This window comes from Pseudoalteromonas sp. 31A1, assembly GCF_011378815.1.
Taxonomy (GTDB): domain Bacteria; phylum Pseudomonadota; class Gammaproteobacteria; order Enterobacterales; family Alteromonadaceae; genus Pseudoalteromonas; species Pseudoalteromonas arctica.
Genome location: NZ_WTKY01000001.1, coordinates 158067 through 175347, shown reverse-complemented (window position 1 = coordinate 175347; position 17281 = coordinate 158067). Strand labels below are relative to the sequence as shown.

Sequence of the window (17281 nt, the reverse complement as noted above, 5' to 3'; positions counted from 1 at the left end):
CAAACTAAATTTGTTTTAAAAACCCGACTGAAGGCGCAAAGAAAGCAGAACCCATATCGGCTTGAGTAAAATCAAGCCAGTGGTCGTAGCAATCACCTTCTCCTAAACGACTTTTAAGTACTTTTTCAAATGCAGTACCCGTACTAGCGCATGTAATTGATAACATTCCCTGCTCATACACATCGCCATAAGGCATGCTCTGATTTAATAATAGCGGTTGTCCGTCTTCGTCTTTTAGCTCACTACGTGAAGCATGGCTGGTTTCAATCGCGGGGATAATTAGTGTGTTATCAAGGCGCGTACGCCCCATTATTTGTTCTTGCTCACTCAATGATAAGTGCTGCCACATAGTTAAATCATGCTTATAACGCTGTACATGAATATAACTCCCCTGATCTTCAAAATTGCCAGGGTTACTAATTAAAGCCGTAGCGCGCTTTTTTCTTCCATGTGCGGTGTCGCCACCATAAATAAAACCATTAAAATCACGACCATCTAAAAAGCGAAAATTACGAATTTGCTCCACCAGCTCAACATCGGGGGCAAATAGTTTTAAAATTTGCAGCGCAAATAAATGGTTAACGTCTTCACGGTCAGAGCGAATTTGCACAAATAAATCGCACGGTTGTACGCTCATTTGATGATCGCTATGGTTTATATTAGGAAAGCTCTGTAATTCGCTTGGGATGTATTCAGGGAGGATATGCGGCCAATATTGCGCACCAATAGCAACCATACAAGAGAGCATTGATTCTGAAAATTGATCGCTAAATTCTTCTTCAATAGCGCTTACTTGTTTTAACTTTGCGCGAAGTGATTCATCTTGACCATCAAACACATTAAAAAATAAGTGCAAACCGTGTAAGTTTGCTTCAGCACAAATCCCTGATTGCGCTTGCGCCATTGTTATTCCTTAGTTTTATAGATAAAAACACAGCGAATAACAAATTAATTACGATTCGAAAAAATTCACCGTGTGAGGTTTTATTTTTATTATAACCTGCTCATTATTTTCAAATGACTGGCCATATTGTGCAGCAACTTCAATTTCTTGTTCATCAATAACAAGTGAATAAACATACGCCGAACCAATAAAGCGACGACTTATGATTGTAGCTCGCTTACTAAATTTGTCACTTTGGTTATCTGCCACTAATTCTATTTGATGGGGACGTACATATATAAGCCCTATGCTTACGTCATGCTTACTCTCAACATAAGATTCGACTAAACCAAATGGTGTTTTGTATTCAGTTGCTGTTAATACTTCTGCGCTCAAGTATATGCCTTGACCCAGAAACTCTGCAACCTCCTTTGAACATGGAGCTGCAAAAAGCTGCTCAGGCGTGCCTTGTTGCTCAATTTTACCGCGATGCATAATGGCAAGTGTATCTGAAAAGGCAAACGCCTCTTCTTTTGAATGTGTAACAAACACAGCAGATACTTGGGTTGCCTTAATAATTCGACGTATATCGGCAATTAATTCAAAGCGTACTTGTGTGTCGATATTTGAAAAGGGCTCATCAAGTAGCAATAAACTAGGCTTATAAGCTAATGCACGAGCAATAGCTACACGCTGCTGTTGGCCACCCGATAACTGATGCGGGAACCTGTCGGCACAGCCAATTAAATGTACCAGCTTAAGCATTTCATCTACGCGTTGCTGCTTTTGAGCTTTACTCATTTTACTAAGCCCAAATGCGATATTATTTGCCACCGTCAAATGCGGAAACAACGCATAGTCTTGAAACATCATGCCGATGTTACGGTGCTCAGGCGAGACAAACGATTGCTCATCACTCACTAATTTACCGTCTATAAAAATAGACCCTTGCTTAGCTTCAATTAAACCTGCAATCGCTTTTAACGTGGTCGTTTTGCCGCACCCACTCGCTCCGAGTAGACAAATAATTTCATCTTTACCCACTGTTAAATCTAAATCGTGAATAACCTTTGTACCGTTATAGTGATAGCTCACGCCTTGTAAAATTAAACTACTCATTTAACTACGCTGCTCCATAGAACGATTAATAAAATACAAAGGAATAAACCCAACAATAACAATAAATAATGCCGATATAGAAGCAAGCTCTAACTGCTCGTCACTCACATACTGAAATACATGAGTAGCTAAGCTTTCAAAATTAAACGGCCTGAGCAATAGCGCAGCCGGCAGTTCTTTCATGCACTCAATAAATACCAATAAAGCAGCAGTAAGCAATCCTCTTCGCAGTAAAGGTAGGTGCACTAAACGCAGTGTTTGTCCTTGGCTTTTACCCATTGATTGGCTTGCCATATCAAGTGATGGGCTAATACGTAAAAAACTCGACTCAATTGCTCCGTGTGCAATGGCGTAAAACCTAACAATATAAGCAATAATAATAGTAAGAATGCTACCTGTAAGCAGTAAGCCAATATCTAAATTATACGGCTCGAGCGCTGTGTTAATGGTGTTCTCTAATAATGTAAGTGGTAACAAAACCGCAATAGCGAGTACTGTGCCAGGCAACGCATATCCTGTGCTTGCTAAACGCCCAGGAATAAGCGGATACGTTTGCTTTGCCACACGCTGATAAAAAACGACAAAAATACTCAACGTAATCGTTATTAGGCTCACAACCCCAGCCACTTTTAAACTTTGCCAAGCGTAACTAAAAAACTCTACATTCCATGCTTTATCAAAGTAGGTAATGGCGTAATTTATAAGTACTGCAATAGGGATTACAAACGCGATAAATAAAATAAAGCTGCAAAATGCCGTTGCGAGCCAAGCTGACTTTCCTTTTAATACATAGAGAGATTCACTATTTACACTTGATTGGCGCTCAAATACCGCTTGGTTACGACGACTAAAGCGCTCTGCCATTAATGCTAAAAATAACAGTAATAACATCACACCCGATATTTTAGCTGCCGCTGTAAGTGAGTAATAACCAAACCACGTATCGTATACGGCAGTCGTTAATGTACTTACGGCAAAATAACTCACTGTTGCAAAGTCAGCCATGGTTTCCATACTTATAAGCGCAAGAGCCGCCACAATAGCCCCACGAGAGAGTACTAAGCTTACTTTAAAGAAACTTTGCCAAGGAGATAATCCCATTAACTGGCTAGCTTGTACTAATTTGAATGACTGCTCGCGAAGAGCCGTTTTAAAAATCAAAAATAAATACGGATAAAGCACCAAGGCAATCATAACGATGGCCCCGGGTAATGTACGTATATCAAAAAACCAATAGTCATTAGGCGATTGCCAGCCAAACCATTCTCTCAGCGCTATTTGCACCGGGCCCGCATAATCTAATAAATCAGTGTATACATAGGCAATAATATAGGTGGGCATAGCAAGGGGCAGCATAAGTGCCCATTCAAACTGTTTTTTACCCGGGAAACTACAGTAAGCCGTTAGCCACCCAAGTGGCAAAGCTATGGCGCAGCTAAGGACGCAAACACCTAAAACAAGCAATACGGTATTGGTTATGTAATCCCAAAGCACGGTATCCCACAGGTGGGAAAACACCTCAGAGCTACCTTGTAGAGATTCAAAAAGAAGAAAAAACAACGGGGCCGATAGAATTAAGCCAGTCGACCACGCAAAGAGCTGCCATTTAGACAGCTTAAATTTATTAGTCATTAAAGATCGAACTTCACCTCATCAATTAGCTTAAGCGCTAACGGACGATATTTACTAATCTCATCAAGTGGCAAGCTGTCTTCTTTAAAACTCCCCCAAGAGGCAACCAAACTTGATAGTTCAACACCCGACTTAACTGGATACTCCATATTTAATGAGGCATACATGTTTTGTGCTTTGCTGTCGGTCATATATTCTATGAGCTTTAATGCATTTTCAGGGTTTTTAGCATATTTGGTAATAACCGCACCCGAAACATTTATGTGTGAGCCACGATTAGTTTGATTTGGAAAGTTAATATTTACGGCCTCTGCCCAACCTTTTTGCTCTTTATCTTCTAGCATTTTACCAAGATAGTAACTATTACCTAATGCCAAGTTACATAAACCTTCTTTAACTGCTTTAACTTGAGCACGATCGTTACCTTGAGGTTTACGTGCTAAATTAGCCTTAACACCTTCAAGCCACTCTTTGGTTTGCGCTTCACCATGGTGTGCAATCATAGAAGCCACTAAACCTAAGTTATATGGATGTTTGCCTGATCGCGTACAAATTTGTCCTTTGTATTTAGGATCTGCTAAATCTTCATAAGTGAGCTTAGGTAACTCACCAACTCGCTCTTTTGATGAATACACATTACGCACTCGCTTAGTGAGCGCGACCCATTGGCCATCACCGTCACGAAAAGCTGCAGGCACGTTATTATTTACACTGTCACTTTTTATAGTTTGTGTTAATTTTAAATCTTCTAATTGAATAAGCGCACTAAAATTAGAGGTTAATACTAAATCGGCTTTACTGTGCTTACCTTCACGTTTAACACGCTCAATTAACCCTTTTTTAGCAAAAACAACATTGGTTTTTATTCCCGTTTGTTTTGTAAAATCTTCTAAAATTGGCTGAATCAAAAACGGCTGACGAAAAGAATAGATATTAACAACGTCACTTGCAAAGGCTGGTGCCGATGCTGCTAATCCTAAAACAAGTGTAAATACTGTCTTCATTATTTCACCTAAATAATTGTTATTATCATTGAATTCTACCGCGCTCATTCAAAAAGTGCACACTTTAAATAAATGTAAATATGTAAATAACGCCCAAAAAGGAAATGCAGTGTAAGAGATGTCTCACGGATGTGACAGCTAATGAGTAAAAATCAAGATAAAAAACACACAAAAACAACCTAACAACCTGTATTAATTGAACTTTTACATTATTACTATTGCATAAATACTAATTGAATGTAGTTTTATCCCTATTTTAGTTGCTCTATTGCACTATAATTTACGCATCAACCAAGCAATGACGCTTATTGAGTAAAAGGAAATGGACTGCTTACTCAACCAACCAATGATTAGGTTACCAGGACAACACGGATTTTAGGACAGGCTCAGGATGAGTATCACAACGCGATGTTGTAAAAAGGACAGCGTCAGGAAGATGCGAAAAGGATAACAACACGGCTAAGTTGTTTAACAGGATGTTTAAGGAATAAATGGACAGGCCTTTAAGGCAACACAATGGATTGGTTAAAATAGGGATACACTAGGAAGTGTAATTAAGGATTTGGTAATAGTATTTACCCTACAGGATATTTAGGAATTTAAGGATACAGGCCCGGATGGTCTACATTACATAGAACTAAAAAGTAATATAGTAATAAACATGGATTAGTAAAAATTGGAGTTGATTAAGTTCAATTGCAGGATGCAGAAAATTAGAAGATTCCGCAAGCGCGCCTAGAGATAGAGCGCGCTTTTCTTTGCCTAAAATTTGGGTTTAGTAAAGCTCTAAGCAACTACCACTAACTTTTGCAGGGTAATACTGCATCCCAGCTAATCAATATTAATACCTTCAAATACTTTATTAATATTTTAAATTTCGCTAAGTTTTTCATTAATTGCGCCGATAACTAAGTAACGCAAGGATCATAAATACTCAATGGATATGAATTTTAAAACGCCGCAAAGCAATACCTTTTTATGTAAAGTATCAGACGCAAGTACAGCAAAACCAATTGGCGTTTTTAGTGCCCAAACTCCCAACGAAAATCCGTATAAAGCTTTATTTAGCCCCAAAGGTTATAACTTTTTAAATATGCCAATGAGTGAGTTTAAAAACATACTTAACGTAATTATCCAGTTAGAAAGCGATATTTCTATTAGTAAATGGGGTGAGGGTTCTCGACCTGATGAATTTAGTTATCAGCTTAATAGAATATCTAACGCTATTGCGACTACTCACTTTAAAGGAAAAACCGATATTAGCTGTTACTTTTTAAAGCGAGTCGAAGAGGCTAAGGATATGATTGGTGAGGACTGCACCTCGTTTATTCAGGCTCACAATAGCGTAAGCCAATTATATAATACGGTTTTACAATTAACATCTGAAGAAGGCTTCAGAGCAATTCAAAATAAAGCACTTGCTCACTTAAAAGAGCAGCAAGCTTTCGCTTAACTGCGTAAAACTACTCTTCTAGCGGTCGGCCTTTATTGCGCTTACCAAGCAAATACGCATCACGAAACTTAATAAAATGCTGTTCTAATTTAGAAGATGCATCCATTTCTCCCGCAAGCGCTAGCACCATAATAGCCACTTCAGCAGTGCCTAGTTGATGCGCATGAGGGGCAACACGTAATCGGTAATCAGATAGTTTATCAGCAGTAACAGAAAGTACAGGCAAGTTATCTAAGTATGGGCTTTTGCGAATCATTTTTTTAGCTTCACGCCAGGTACCATCTAAAAATATAAATAGCGGTTTTTTACCCTCTTCAATACTTATTTCGGTAATGGCCCTGCCCTCTTCTACATCTTCAGCAGGGAATACTACCATTGGCTGATATTGTGAATCGCTTATCAAAGCTAAAAGAGCGGGGTTAGGGTCTGTTCTATCCCATCTAAATGCGTGGTTATCTGGCACTATTTCAGCAATTAAGCGCCCAGTATTAGAAGGTTTAAAACTTTCATTGTGATACATTAATAAGCACACAGCTGCTTTACAATCTGCATGCTTAACACCTTTACAAATACAGTAGTGCTTAGCTATTAAGCATTGCTCACAGCGATCTAATTTACCGCCTCGAGCATTAAACTCTCGACGGGATTCACTTATTTGTTGAGCGCGTAATGCTAAAACTGAGTTTTTCACTGTATTTACCTTCAATTAATTAAGCGCGTATTGTAACGACTTATCGCTATTTAATCTTATATTTATAGCCATACCAACCTGCATAAATCTTTGATCAATTTAACGAATTAAATTGCACTATAACTTGGTTAAAATTTTTTATTTAGAACAACTAGATACAAAAACTTTTGCCTAGTTCTAGCGTAATTTTCTTAACGTTAAATAGACCCCATATATAAGCAGATTGGTATCATTGAATTAATTCAACATCTCTTAAATTAAAAACCAGACATAAAAAAAACCCAACCGGAGTTGGGTTTTTCAAACAAATGCTAAAAAGTTAAATTACTTCTTTTTAACTGCTTTTTTGTTTGGTAAGTCAGTGATCGAACCTTCAAAAATTTCAGCTGCAAGGCCAATAGATTCATTCAATGTAGGGTGAGCATGAATAGTAAGCGCTAAGTCTTCACCATCAGCACCCATTTCAATACCTAAACCGATTTCGCCAAGCATTTCGCCCGCGTTAATACCGATCATAGCACCACCGATTATACGGCCACTTTCTTTATCAAAAATAAGTTTAGTAGAACCTTCAGTACGAGATGATGCAATAGCACGGCCAGATGCTGCCCACGGGAATACCGCAGTTTCAATTTTTAGGCCTTGCTCTTTTGCTTCTTTCTCAGTAACACCTACCCAAGCGATTTCTGGGTCAGTATACGCAATCGAAGGAATACATTTAGGGTCGAAGAAATGCTTCTGACCAGAAATAACTTCTGCAGCAACATGACCTTCATGAACCGCTTTATGCGCAAGCATAGGCTGGCCAACTAAGTCACCAATTGCAAAAATATGGCTTACGTTAGTACGTAATTGCTTATCAACATTAATAAAGCCACGCTCATCAACGTTTACGCCCGCTTTTTCAGCATCAAGTAAGTTACCGTTTGGAGTACGGCCAACTGCAACAAGCACTTTGTCGTAACGTACAGGTTCTGCTGGTGCGTTTTTACCTTCAAACGTTACGTATAAGCCGTCTTTTTTAGCTTCAACGCCAACAACTTTAGTTGAAAGCATTACGTTGAATTTTTTGCTTACGTATTTTTGGTAAATTTTGATAATGTCTTTATCAGCTGCTGGAACTAATTGGTCAGCAAATTCTACAACATCAATTGCAGAACCTAGTGCACGGTAAACCGTACCCATTTCAAGACCGATAATACCACCACCAAGTACAAGTAGTTTTTCTGGTACATCTTTAAGCTCTAGCGCGCCAGTTGAATCAATTACACGGTCATCTTGTGGGATGAAAGGTAAGTTAACTGGTTTAGAACCTGCTGCAATAATCGCGTTATCAAACGTGATAGTTGTAGAGTCTTTCTCGCCTTCAACTACTAAAGTATTGCTGCCAGTGAATTTGCCGTAACCAGATACAACTTTCACTTTACGCATTTTAGCCATGCCCTCTAGTCCACCAGTTAACTGGCCAACTACAGAATCTTTCCAAGTACGAACTTGGTCAAGATCGATCTTTGGTGCGCCAAAAGTAACACCATGAGATGACATTTCAGCTGCATCATCAATCACTTTAGCTACGTGTAAAAGTGCTTTTGAAGGAATACAACCAACATTAAGACATACGCCGCCTAATGTTTCACGAGATTCTACCAATGTAACTTCTAAGCCCAAGTCAGCAGCGCGGAATGCCGCAGAGTAACCACCAGGACCACCGCCTAGTACAACAACTTGAGTTTTTAATTCGTTGCTCATGCTATTACCTTAATTGTTTGAACGGGACACTGCCCTAAAGTTTAACTGCCATGTTTCTGCAAGGCAGAAAGTGAGAGCAGATCACAAATTTGTGCAAAGATTGTATCATTGCAAATGGTAAAAATCCCAGCTAAAAACAACTGGCTGGGATTTGATTCTATTCATTGTCCAGCGATTACATCACCAATTGGCGAATATCGCTCATGTAACTTGCAAGAGTCACAGTAAAGCGTGCAGCTAAGGCTCCGTCAATAACCCTATGGTCGTATGACATAGACAGCGGAACCATTAGTTTTGGTTCAAACTCTTTGCCATTCCATTTAGGTTTCATTTCAGATTTAGACACACCTAAAATAGCCACTTCTGGTGCATTAACAATCGGCGTAAATGCCGTACCGCCAATACCGCCAAGGCTAGAAATAGTAAAACAACCACCTTGCATATCAGACGATGTAAGCTTACCGTCACGTGCTTTAACAGATACTTCCATTAATTCGCGTGATAGTTCAATAATGCCTTTTTTATCAACATCTTTAAACACTGGTACAACTAAACCGTTTGGCGTATCAACTGCAACACCAATGTTAATGTACTTTTTAAGGATTAAGCTTTCGCCGTCTGCAGAAAGCGATGAGTTGAATTTTGGAAATTCAGCAAGTGCTTTTGCAGCTGCTTTCATTACAAACACAAGTGGCGTAATTTTAACACCCAGCTTTTTCTTCTCGCTAAGCACATTTTGCTCTTTACGGAATACTTCAAGGCTTGTGATATCAGCTTCGTCAAACTGTGTAACATGTGGGATTTGCACCCAGTTACGGTGTAAGTTTTTGCCTGATAGCTTTTGAATACGAGACAGCTTTTGCTCTTCAATTTCGCCAAACTTAGCAAAATCTACTTTAGGCCATGGAATAAGACCAAGCTCGCTGCCACCAGCATTACTACCTGCTGACAATTGACCCGACTCAACTTGCTTAACTAAGTTTTTAACATAGTTTTGCACGTCTTCTTTAACTATACGGGCTTTGCGACCAGTGCCTTTTACGTTAGCTAGGTTAATACCAAACTCACGCGCTAAACGGCGAACAACAGGTGATGCATGAGCATACGCGCTGTTTTCTGTGAAGCTTTCATTACTTGCTTTTGCTGGTGCCGACTCAGTTTTAGCCGCAGCTGCAGGTGCTGATTTTTCAGCTGGTGCAGGTGCTGCTACTGGCGCGCTGCCTGCAACTTCAAATACAAAAATTAATGAGCCAGTCGATACTTTATCGCCAGCGGCTACTTTAATTTCTTTAACTGTACCGGCAAATGGAGCGGGTACTTCCATTGCAGCTTTGTCGCCTTCAACGTTTAAGATTGATTGATCTTCTTCAACCGTATCGCCAACTGCAACCATAATTTCAGTTACTTCAACTTCATCGCCACCAATATCAGGTACATTTACTTCTTTAGTACTTGGTGCTGCGTTTGCTGTTGAGCTAGCTGCTGGCGCTTCTACAGGAGCCGACTCTTTAGCCGGTGCTGCAGATTCACTTCCTGCTACTTCAAAAACAAACACTAATGAGCCTGTTTTAACTGTATCGCCAGCGGCGACTTTAATTTCTTTAACTATACCGGCAAATGGAGCGGGAACTTCCATTGCTGCCTTGTCGCCTTCCACGTTTAAGATAGATTGCTCTTCTTCAACGGTGTCGCCAACAGCAACCATGATTTCAGTTACTTCAACTTCATCATCGCCAATATCTGGTACGGTTACTTCTTTAGTTGAAGAACCTGTAGAAGCAGCAGGTGCTGCCTCTTCAGATTTAGCTGGAGCAGCGGCTGATGCTTTTTCTTCACCAGTGCTTTCACTCTCGCCTTCAAACAAAAATACTAAAGAGCCTGTTGTAACGGTGTCGCCAACGTTTACTTTAATTTCTTTGACTGTACCCGCTTGCGAAGCCGGTATTTCCATTGATGCTTTGTCGCCTTCAACATTTAATAATGATTGGTCCACATCTACTTTGTCGCCAACGCTTACTAATATTTCGGTTACTTCTACTTCATCGTCACCAATATCTGGTACTTTAATTTCAATACTCATTGCAAACCTCTTATGCGTACAGTGGGTTAAGTTTGTTAGTGTCGATGTTGAACTTTTTAAGTGCTTCAACAACTACTGACTTCTCAACTTCACCGCGTTTAGCAAGTTCAGATAACGTAGCAACAACAACGTAGCCCGCGTTAACTTCAAAGTGACGACGTAGGTTTTCACGGCTATCAGAACGACCGTAACCATCTGTACCTAACACTTTGTAGTTGCTGCTTGGAATGAATGAACGCGCTTGTTCTGCGTAGTTTTTCATGTAATCCGTTGCTGCAACAGTCACAGAGTCGTTTAATACGCTTGTGATGAATGCTGTTTTTTGCTCGCCTTCAGGGTTAAGCATATTGAAACGTTCAACATCTTGACCTTCACGCGTTAATTCGTTGAAAGACGTTACAGAGAACACGTCAGACGCAATGCCATACTCTTCGCTTAGAATCGTAGCGGCTTTACGCACTTCAGTCATAATAGTACCTGAGCTTAATAGCTGTACGTTGGCTTTTTTACCTTCGTAACTTTCAAGCTTGTAAATACCTTTACGGATACCTTCTTCAGCGCCTTCTGGCATAGCTGGCTGATGGTAGTTTTCGTTCATAAGCGTTAGGTAGTAGTAAATATTTTCTTGGTCATCACCGTACATACGACGAATACCGTCTTGTACAATAACAGCAACTTCAAACGCGTAAGTTGGGTCATATGAAATACAGTTAGGAACCGTATTAGCAAGAATATGACTGTGACCATCTTCGTGTTGCAAGCCTTCACCATTTAACGTTGTACGACCCGCAGTAGCACCTAATAAGAAACCACGTGCTTGTTGATCGCCCGCCATCCATGCCATGTCGCCAACGCGTTGGAAACCAAACATAGAGTAGTAAATGTAGAATGGGATCATTGGTAAATCGTTAGTGCTGTATGAAGTTGCAGCAGCAACCCATGACGACATTGCACCTAACTCATTAATACCTTCTTGAAGCACTTGCCCTGATACAGTTTCTTTGTAGTAAGAAACAATATCACGATCCTGTGGCGTATAGTTTTGGCCATGCGGATTGTAAATACCAATTTGACGGAATAAACCTTCCATACCAAATGTACGCGCTTCATCGGCAATAATTGGTACGATGTTTTTACCAATGCCTTTATCTTTTAATAAGATATTAAGTGCACGAACAAAACCCATAGTCGTAGAAATATCACGTTTTTGTTCTTCAAGTAGCGGCTTAAATGCGTCTACTTCTGGCAACGTAAGTTTTTCACTAAAACGTGGAATACGCTTAGGTGTATAACCTTTAAGTTCATCACGACGAGCATGTAGGTATTTATACTCAGGTGAACCTTCTTCAAGCTCTAAATAAGGTAGTTCTGCAAGTTGCTCTTCAGATACTAAATCATCAAGACCAAGGCGTGAACGTAAATGCGCAACATGCGACATGTCCATTTTTTTCACTTGATGCGCAATGTTTTTACCTTCCGCTGCTTCACCCATGCCGTAACCTTTTACAGTTTTAGCAAGAATTACAGTTGGACGGCCTTTAGTGTCTTCTGCTTTTTTAAATGCAGCAAATAATTTTGATGACTCATGACCACCACGCTTAAGCGCGAAAATTTCGTCATCTGTCATGTCAGCAACAAGTGCAGCTGTTTCTGGGTAACGACCAAAGAAGTTTTCGCGTACGTACGCGCCATCTTTAGCTTTATATGTTTGGTAATCGCCATCAACAGTTTCGTTCATTAACTGTAGTAATTTACCCGTTGTGTCTTTAGCTAGAAGAATATCCCAACCGCTGCCCCACACTAGTTTAATTACGTTCCAGCCAGCGCCTTTAAACAAGCCTTCTAGCTCTTGAATAATTTTACCGTTACCCATAACTGGGCCGTCTAAACGCTGTAAGTTACAGTTAACTAAGTAACAAAGGTTATCTAATTTTTCACGTGCAGCAAAAGAGATTGCACCGCGTGATTCTGGCTCATCCATTTCACCGTCACCTAAAAACGCGTATACACGTTGGTTTTTAGTATCTTTTAAGCCACGACCATCTAAGTATTTTAAGAAGCGTGCTTGGTAAATAGACGAAATAGGACCTAAGCCCATTGATACCGTAGGGAACTGCCAAAATTCAGGCATTAACTTAGGGTGAGGGTACGATGGTAAGCCTTCGCCATCAACTTCTTGGCGGAAGTTATCTAGTTGTGCAGCCGATAAACGACCTTCAACAAATGCACGTGCGTAAATACCTGGAGAAATATGACCTTGGTAATAAACTAAGTCACCACCGTCTACATCATTTGGTGCTTTAAAAAAGTGGTTAAAACACACTTCATAAAATGCAGCAGATGATTGGTAAGACGCCATATGGCCGCCTAAGTCGAGATCTTTTTTAGATGCACGTAGAACGATCATAATCGCGTTCCAACGTATAATTGAACGAATACGACGCTCAAGATTTACATCACCCGGGTAAGCAGGTTCTTGATCTACAGGAATAGTATTAACGTAGTTCGTGGTAATACCCGTTGGCATATCAACGCCGTCTAAACGGGCTTGCTCTAATACTTGCTCAAGTAAAAACTGAGCTCGTTCAACACCTTCTTCGCGCACAACTGATTCAAGAGCTTGTAACCACTCTTGTGTTTCTAGCGCGTCTACGTCAATTTTATTGACTTCAGACATATGGAGGTTTCCTTATGTTTAAAATACGAATATTGTTAATTTAATATCACAGCTACTTAATTTATGTGTTCAAAGTAGTTATGTACTAACTTAATTTTGTTTAGTGCGTCTTAAACTACGTTCAATTCGCGAATGTTCTTTGCCTGCTTCAAGTAGTGCTTCTTCGATAAATGCTAAGTGCGCATTACTTGCTAAACGGGCTTGTTCTGGATTACCGTCAATAACGGCATCCATTAATAAACGCCTGTGTTGGGCTAATTGACTGCTAATATCTGACTTTTTTAATAAAACAGTTAAATTTTGCAATACATTTTGCTCAAGCAGCGCTTTCATGCCTCTTACTAAATGCAGTAACACCACATTATGCGAAGCTTCTGCCACGCTAAAGTGAAATGCATTAATTGCTTTTGCTTTTTGCTGTAAATCATCATTAACTAGGGCAATTTTATCAAAGCTTTCTTTCACTTTGCTAAAATCGTTGCTGGTCCCGCGCAGTGCCGCGTAGTAAGCAGCAATCCCTTCTAATGCATGACGAAATTCAAGTAAATCAAACTGCGACTCAGGGTGTTTACTAATCAAATCAAAAAGTGGATCAGTAAGCCCTTCTTCGAGCTGATTTTTTACAAACGTGCCGCCACCCTGGCGACGCGTAACTAAACCTTTCGCTTCTAATTTTTGAATTGCCTCACGCAGTGACGGGCGAGACACTTCAAATTGCTTTGCTAGTTCACGCTCTGGTGGCAACTTTTCACCTGGTGCTAACGAGCCTTCAAGAATCATGTTCTCGAGTTGCTGTAAAATAACATCAGATAACTTTGCTGCTTTGATCTTTAAAGACATGAATCAACGTCCGCGTTGTATAAATACCAAGAGCCCATAAAGCGGGGCTTTGAGTAGTATGATTTACCCAAAAGGTAAATTGGTCATACCAAAAATTTTCAATACGGTATCAAAAACCTTATTAGCTGTCAATTTACAGGTAACTTGAGCAATTAAAGTAGCGTAACGCATTTTGAACGAAGATTAAACAATGCGCAATTTACAAAAATTGTTATAACGTTAATAGGATGAAAACAATTGGTCTGACCAGAAGGAATTAGAATATTAGCTCTATTTTATTGTGTTTAAAAATTGCAGGAAGAGATTAAAGCACCTTACATTGCATAAGGTACTTTATTAAAAAGGTATTAACTTAAGACAGTCCACCAAATAATGTAAGTAGTGCTATAAGTACTAAGTAAAATAATACATTGCGCTTAACAAGCTTAATCATACAAGTGGCTTCGTAGGTACAGCCATAATAACGCTTTTCAACTTGCTCTGCAGCCAGCGCAGTACATGTTACTACTTCTCGGTTTGGAGATTTAAAGTTAAGTACGTAACGTAGCCAACAGCTTGTGCCTTTATTAAAGTTACCTATTACTAAATAACCAAAGCTGGTAATACGTGCAGGTAACCAGTCGAGCCAAAACAATAATTTATGTATAAGTTTAAAACGCTTAGCAAATATTACTTTATGATCTTCTCGTACTAAATCAGCTAAAGTACGTACCAGTGCATATAAAACCGCACCTGGCGCGCCTAAAACAACGAACCAAAAAATAACCGCACAGTAAAATCTAAAGTTTACCCACGCCAATGTTTGCCCAAAGGTTTCGCCACCATTTTGATCATCAGTACGCTTTTGACCTATTTGCAACGCATATAAAGATGCAGCAGTACCGTCATCTCGCGTTAACGCATTTAAATACGACTTATATAAAGCACGCTGCTTAGCACAACCAAAGCAAACCAAAAGCACCGCGATATTAATGCCCAACTGCCACAAAACAAAATCAGATAAACAATAAATTAGTGCCATCGCAATCACTGGAAGTAAAAGCCAAATTAAAAAGCCCGGTGCTGAGCTCAATAAGCCCTTATCACCAAGTAATTTATTAGAGCGATTTAAATAACCATTAGCGTAATAACTTATCTGCCAGTAATTAGAACGAGCGCCTAAGCGCTCTAGTATTAATGCAATTATTATAGAAACTAAAATCATGGGAATAACTCTCTTAACTTAGTTGTTCAAGCATATTAAAAAACAATGGCCAATTAAAGCTACTGCCAGGATCTGTTTTACGCCCAGGGGCAATATCGCAATGCCCAACAATACGCGAAGGGGTAATTTTTGGATAGCGCTGCATTATAGATTTACTAATAATAGTTAATGTTTTGTACTGTGCTAAAGAATATGGAGCGGTGTCGGTACCTTCAAGCTCAATGCCAATGCTAAAGTTATTACAAGCACGTACCCCCACAAACTCAGATTGCCCTGCATGCCAAGCGCGCTTTTCAAAAGGCACGTATTGTATAACCTCACCGGTGCGCTTTATAAAGCAATGGGCCGATACACGTAAATTCTTTAAGTCACTAAAACTCGGATGAGCATTGCAATCAATGCTACCCATAAATAACTCATCAACGAAAGGTGTACCAAACTGCCCTGCTGGCAATGATATATTGTGAATCACCAATAAAGAAATATCAGCCTCATCAGGGCGCTCATCAAAATGCGAACAAGGCCGCTGCGCTACCGTACTTAAAACACCGTCTAAATCTATTTTCATGATACGTTTATTATATAAATATCAAGATATACATAGCACTGATGCTAATGGATTTATTAAAAAAATGATAGTAACAAGCGAGGTATAAAACCTCACCTACAAATAATTCAAACCCATACCTAGGTGCTAATTTACATCCGCTCATGTAACATAACTTTTGAAATTAAAAGCGAGATATAAAACCTCACCTACAGATAATTCAAACCCATACCTAGGTGCGAATTTACATCCGCTCATGTAACGTAACTGTTGAAATTAAAAGCGAGGTATAAAACCTCACCTACAGATAATTCAAACCCGCACGTAGGTACGAATTTACTTCAAGCGCTTATCTTTATATTGATGAAAAGGCAATCGCTTCTCTTTCTTTTATAAACATAGTAAAATTTGCTTAATTTATTAACGCTTATGAGCTTTTATTATGTCTATCCCGCACTCTTTAGTTAGCCAACTTGTCACTCTTGCACTCGACGAAGATTTAAATTATCAAACAGCTCAAGACGGAGATATTACCGCGCAGCTTATCCCTCAGAGCGAGCAAGCCAACGCCAAAGTAATCACTCGCGAAGATTGCATTTTTTGCGGAAAAGACATCATCCTTGAAGTATTCAAACAAGTAGACCCAAGCGTTAAGGTTAATGTACTTATAAATGATGGCGACGCAGTTAAAGCAAACAGTACATTATTTACCGCTATTGGCTCGGCTCGTTCAATATTAACCGCTGAACGTACTGCACTTAACTTTGTACAAACTTTATCAGGCACTGCAACTACTACAGCGCATTATGTAAAAGAGCTAAGCGGTACAACTACGCAACTACTCGACACACGCAAAACAATACCCGGTCTGCGCGCTCTTCAAAAATACGCAGTAAAATGTGGTGGGGGTGCAAATCATCGCATTGGGTTATTTGACGCTTTTTTAATTAAAGAAAATCATATAGCGGCTTGTGGCACAATAAACAAAGCCGTAGCTCAAGCTAAACAAAACCACCCAAACAAACCAGTCGAAGTCGAAGTCGAATCACTCCCTGAACTTAAGCAAGCAATTGAAGCTGGCGCCGACATAATTATGCTAGACAACTTTAGCGTAGAGCAAATTAAGCAAGCTGTAATTTTAACCAACAAACGCGCAAAACTAGAGGTTTCAGGCAATATAACCCTCGAAACACTCAAAACTTATTCACAAGCCGGCGTCGATTTTATATCCAGCGGGGCGTTAACAAAAAACTTACAATCAATCGATTTATCGATGCGTTTTGAACAATTTTAAAGCAACAACTGCCAATTAATACCGCTAATCGATTGACAAGTTAAGTAAAAAAGCATTAAATAACCCGAAAGGCTTACTTTGTAACATTTTGTTAAATAAAATCGCTTT

General features: G+C 39.5%; 13 protein-coding genes. 2 read left to right on the top strand and 11 right to left on the bottom strand.

Features of this window, described 5'->3' with window-relative positions:
• Positions 1 to 4 precede the first annotated feature (4 nt).
• From GQR52_RS00835 to GQR52_RS00820, 4 genes are read right to left on the bottom strand one after another with little or no spacing between them, the layout of a single operon-like run.
• The gene (locus GQR52_RS00835) at positions 5 to 904 is read right to left on the bottom strand and encodes a Dyp-type peroxidase (RefSeq protein WP_165727152.1); all 900 of its coding nucleotides are present in this window, start codon (positions 902 to 904) and stop codon (positions 5 to 7) included.
• 48 nt (positions 905 to 952) lie between these two features.
• Positions 953 to 2002, bottom strand: a complete 1050-nt coding sequence (locus GQR52_RS00830) for an ABC transporter ATP-binding protein (RefSeq protein WP_165727151.1) — start codon at positions 2000 to 2002, stop codon at positions 953 to 955.
• A complete protein-coding gene (locus GQR52_RS00825) occupies positions 2003 to 3634 on the bottom strand; it encodes an iron ABC transporter permease (protein ID WP_165727150.1) in 1632 nt (543 codons plus the stop codon).
• A complete protein-coding gene (locus GQR52_RS00820; protein ID WP_165725142.1) occupies positions 3634 to 4638 on the bottom strand; it encodes a Fe(3+) ABC transporter substrate-binding protein in 1005 nt (334 codons plus the stop codon). The genes GQR52_RS00825 and GQR52_RS00820 overlap by 1 nt, the downstream gene beginning before the upstream one ends.
• A 937-nt stretch (positions 4639 to 5575) precedes the next feature.
• Here GQR52_RS00820 and GQR52_RS00815 point away from each other — a divergent pair.
• Positions 5576 to 6091, top strand: a complete 516-nt coding sequence (locus tag GQR52_RS00815) for a hypothetical protein (RefSeq protein WP_165727149.1) — start codon at positions 5576 to 5578, stop codon at positions 6089 to 6091.
• 10 nt (positions 6092 to 6101) lie between these two features.
• Here GQR52_RS00815 and GQR52_RS00810 read toward each other — a convergent pair whose 3' ends face one another.
• The 7 genes from GQR52_RS00810 to ampD all read right to left on the bottom strand — a co-directional run bounded on the left by GQR52_RS00810 (position 6102) and on the right by ampD (position 15900).
• Positions 6102 to 6782: a tRNA-uridine aminocarboxypropyltransferase gene (locus GQR52_RS00810; RefSeq protein WP_165727148.1), complete on the bottom strand. Its 681-nt coding sequence runs from the start codon at positions 6780 to 6782 to the stop codon at positions 6102 to 6104.
• A gap of 324 nt (positions 6783 to 7106) precedes the next feature.
• On the bottom strand, positions 7107 to 8531 hold the full coding sequence (gene lpdA, locus GQR52_RS00805; RefSeq protein WP_007586124.1) for a dihydrolipoyl dehydrogenase: 1425 nt from the start codon (positions 8529 to 8531) through the stop codon (positions 7107 to 7109).
• A 175-nt stretch (positions 8532 to 8706) separates the two neighbouring features.
• Positions 8707 to 10611 (bottom strand): pyruvate dehydrogenase complex dihydrolipoyllysine-residue acetyltransferase, encoded by a 1905-nt coding sequence (gene aceF / locus GQR52_RS00800; RefSeq protein WP_165727147.1) that lies wholly within the window; start codon positions 10609 to 10611, stop codon positions 8707 to 8709.
• A 10-nt stretch (positions 10612 to 10621) separates the two neighbouring features.
• Positions 10622 to 13288, bottom strand: coding sequence for a pyruvate dehydrogenase (acetyl-transferring), homodimeric type (gene aceE, locus GQR52_RS00795; RefSeq protein WP_010553346.1), 2667 nt, complete (start codon positions 13286 to 13288; stop codon positions 10622 to 10624).
• A gap of 90 nt (positions 13289 to 13378) precedes the next feature.
• Positions 13379 to 14128 carry a pyruvate dehydrogenase complex transcriptional repressor PdhR gene (gene pdhR, locus GQR52_RS00790; protein ID WP_007586129.1) on the bottom strand — a complete coding sequence of 250 codons (750 nt, stop codon included), beginning with the start codon at positions 14126 to 14128 and terminating at the stop codon, positions 13379 to 13381.
• 352 nt (positions 14129 to 14480) lie between these two features.
• Positions 14481 to 15332, bottom strand: a complete 852-nt coding sequence (gene ampE / locus GQR52_RS00785; protein WP_165727146.1) for a beta-lactamase regulator AmpE — start codon at positions 15330 to 15332, stop codon at positions 14481 to 14483.
• Between the two features lie 13 nt (positions 15333 to 15345).
• Positions 15346 to 15900: a 1,6-anhydro-N-acetylmuramyl-L-alanine amidase AmpD gene (gene ampD / locus GQR52_RS00780; protein WP_165727145.1), complete on the bottom strand. Its 555-nt coding sequence runs from the start codon at positions 15898 to 15900 to the stop codon at positions 15346 to 15348.
• Positions 15901 to 16321: 421 nt separating this feature from the next.
• Between ampD and nadC the strand changes: the two genes are divergently transcribed.
• On the top strand, positions 16322 to 17173 hold the full coding sequence (gene nadC, locus GQR52_RS00775; RefSeq protein WP_165727144.1) for a carboxylating nicotinate-nucleotide diphosphorylase: 852 nt from the start codon (positions 16322 to 16324) through the stop codon (positions 17171 to 17173).
• The last annotated feature ends 108 nt before the right edge of the window (positions 17174 to 17281 follow it).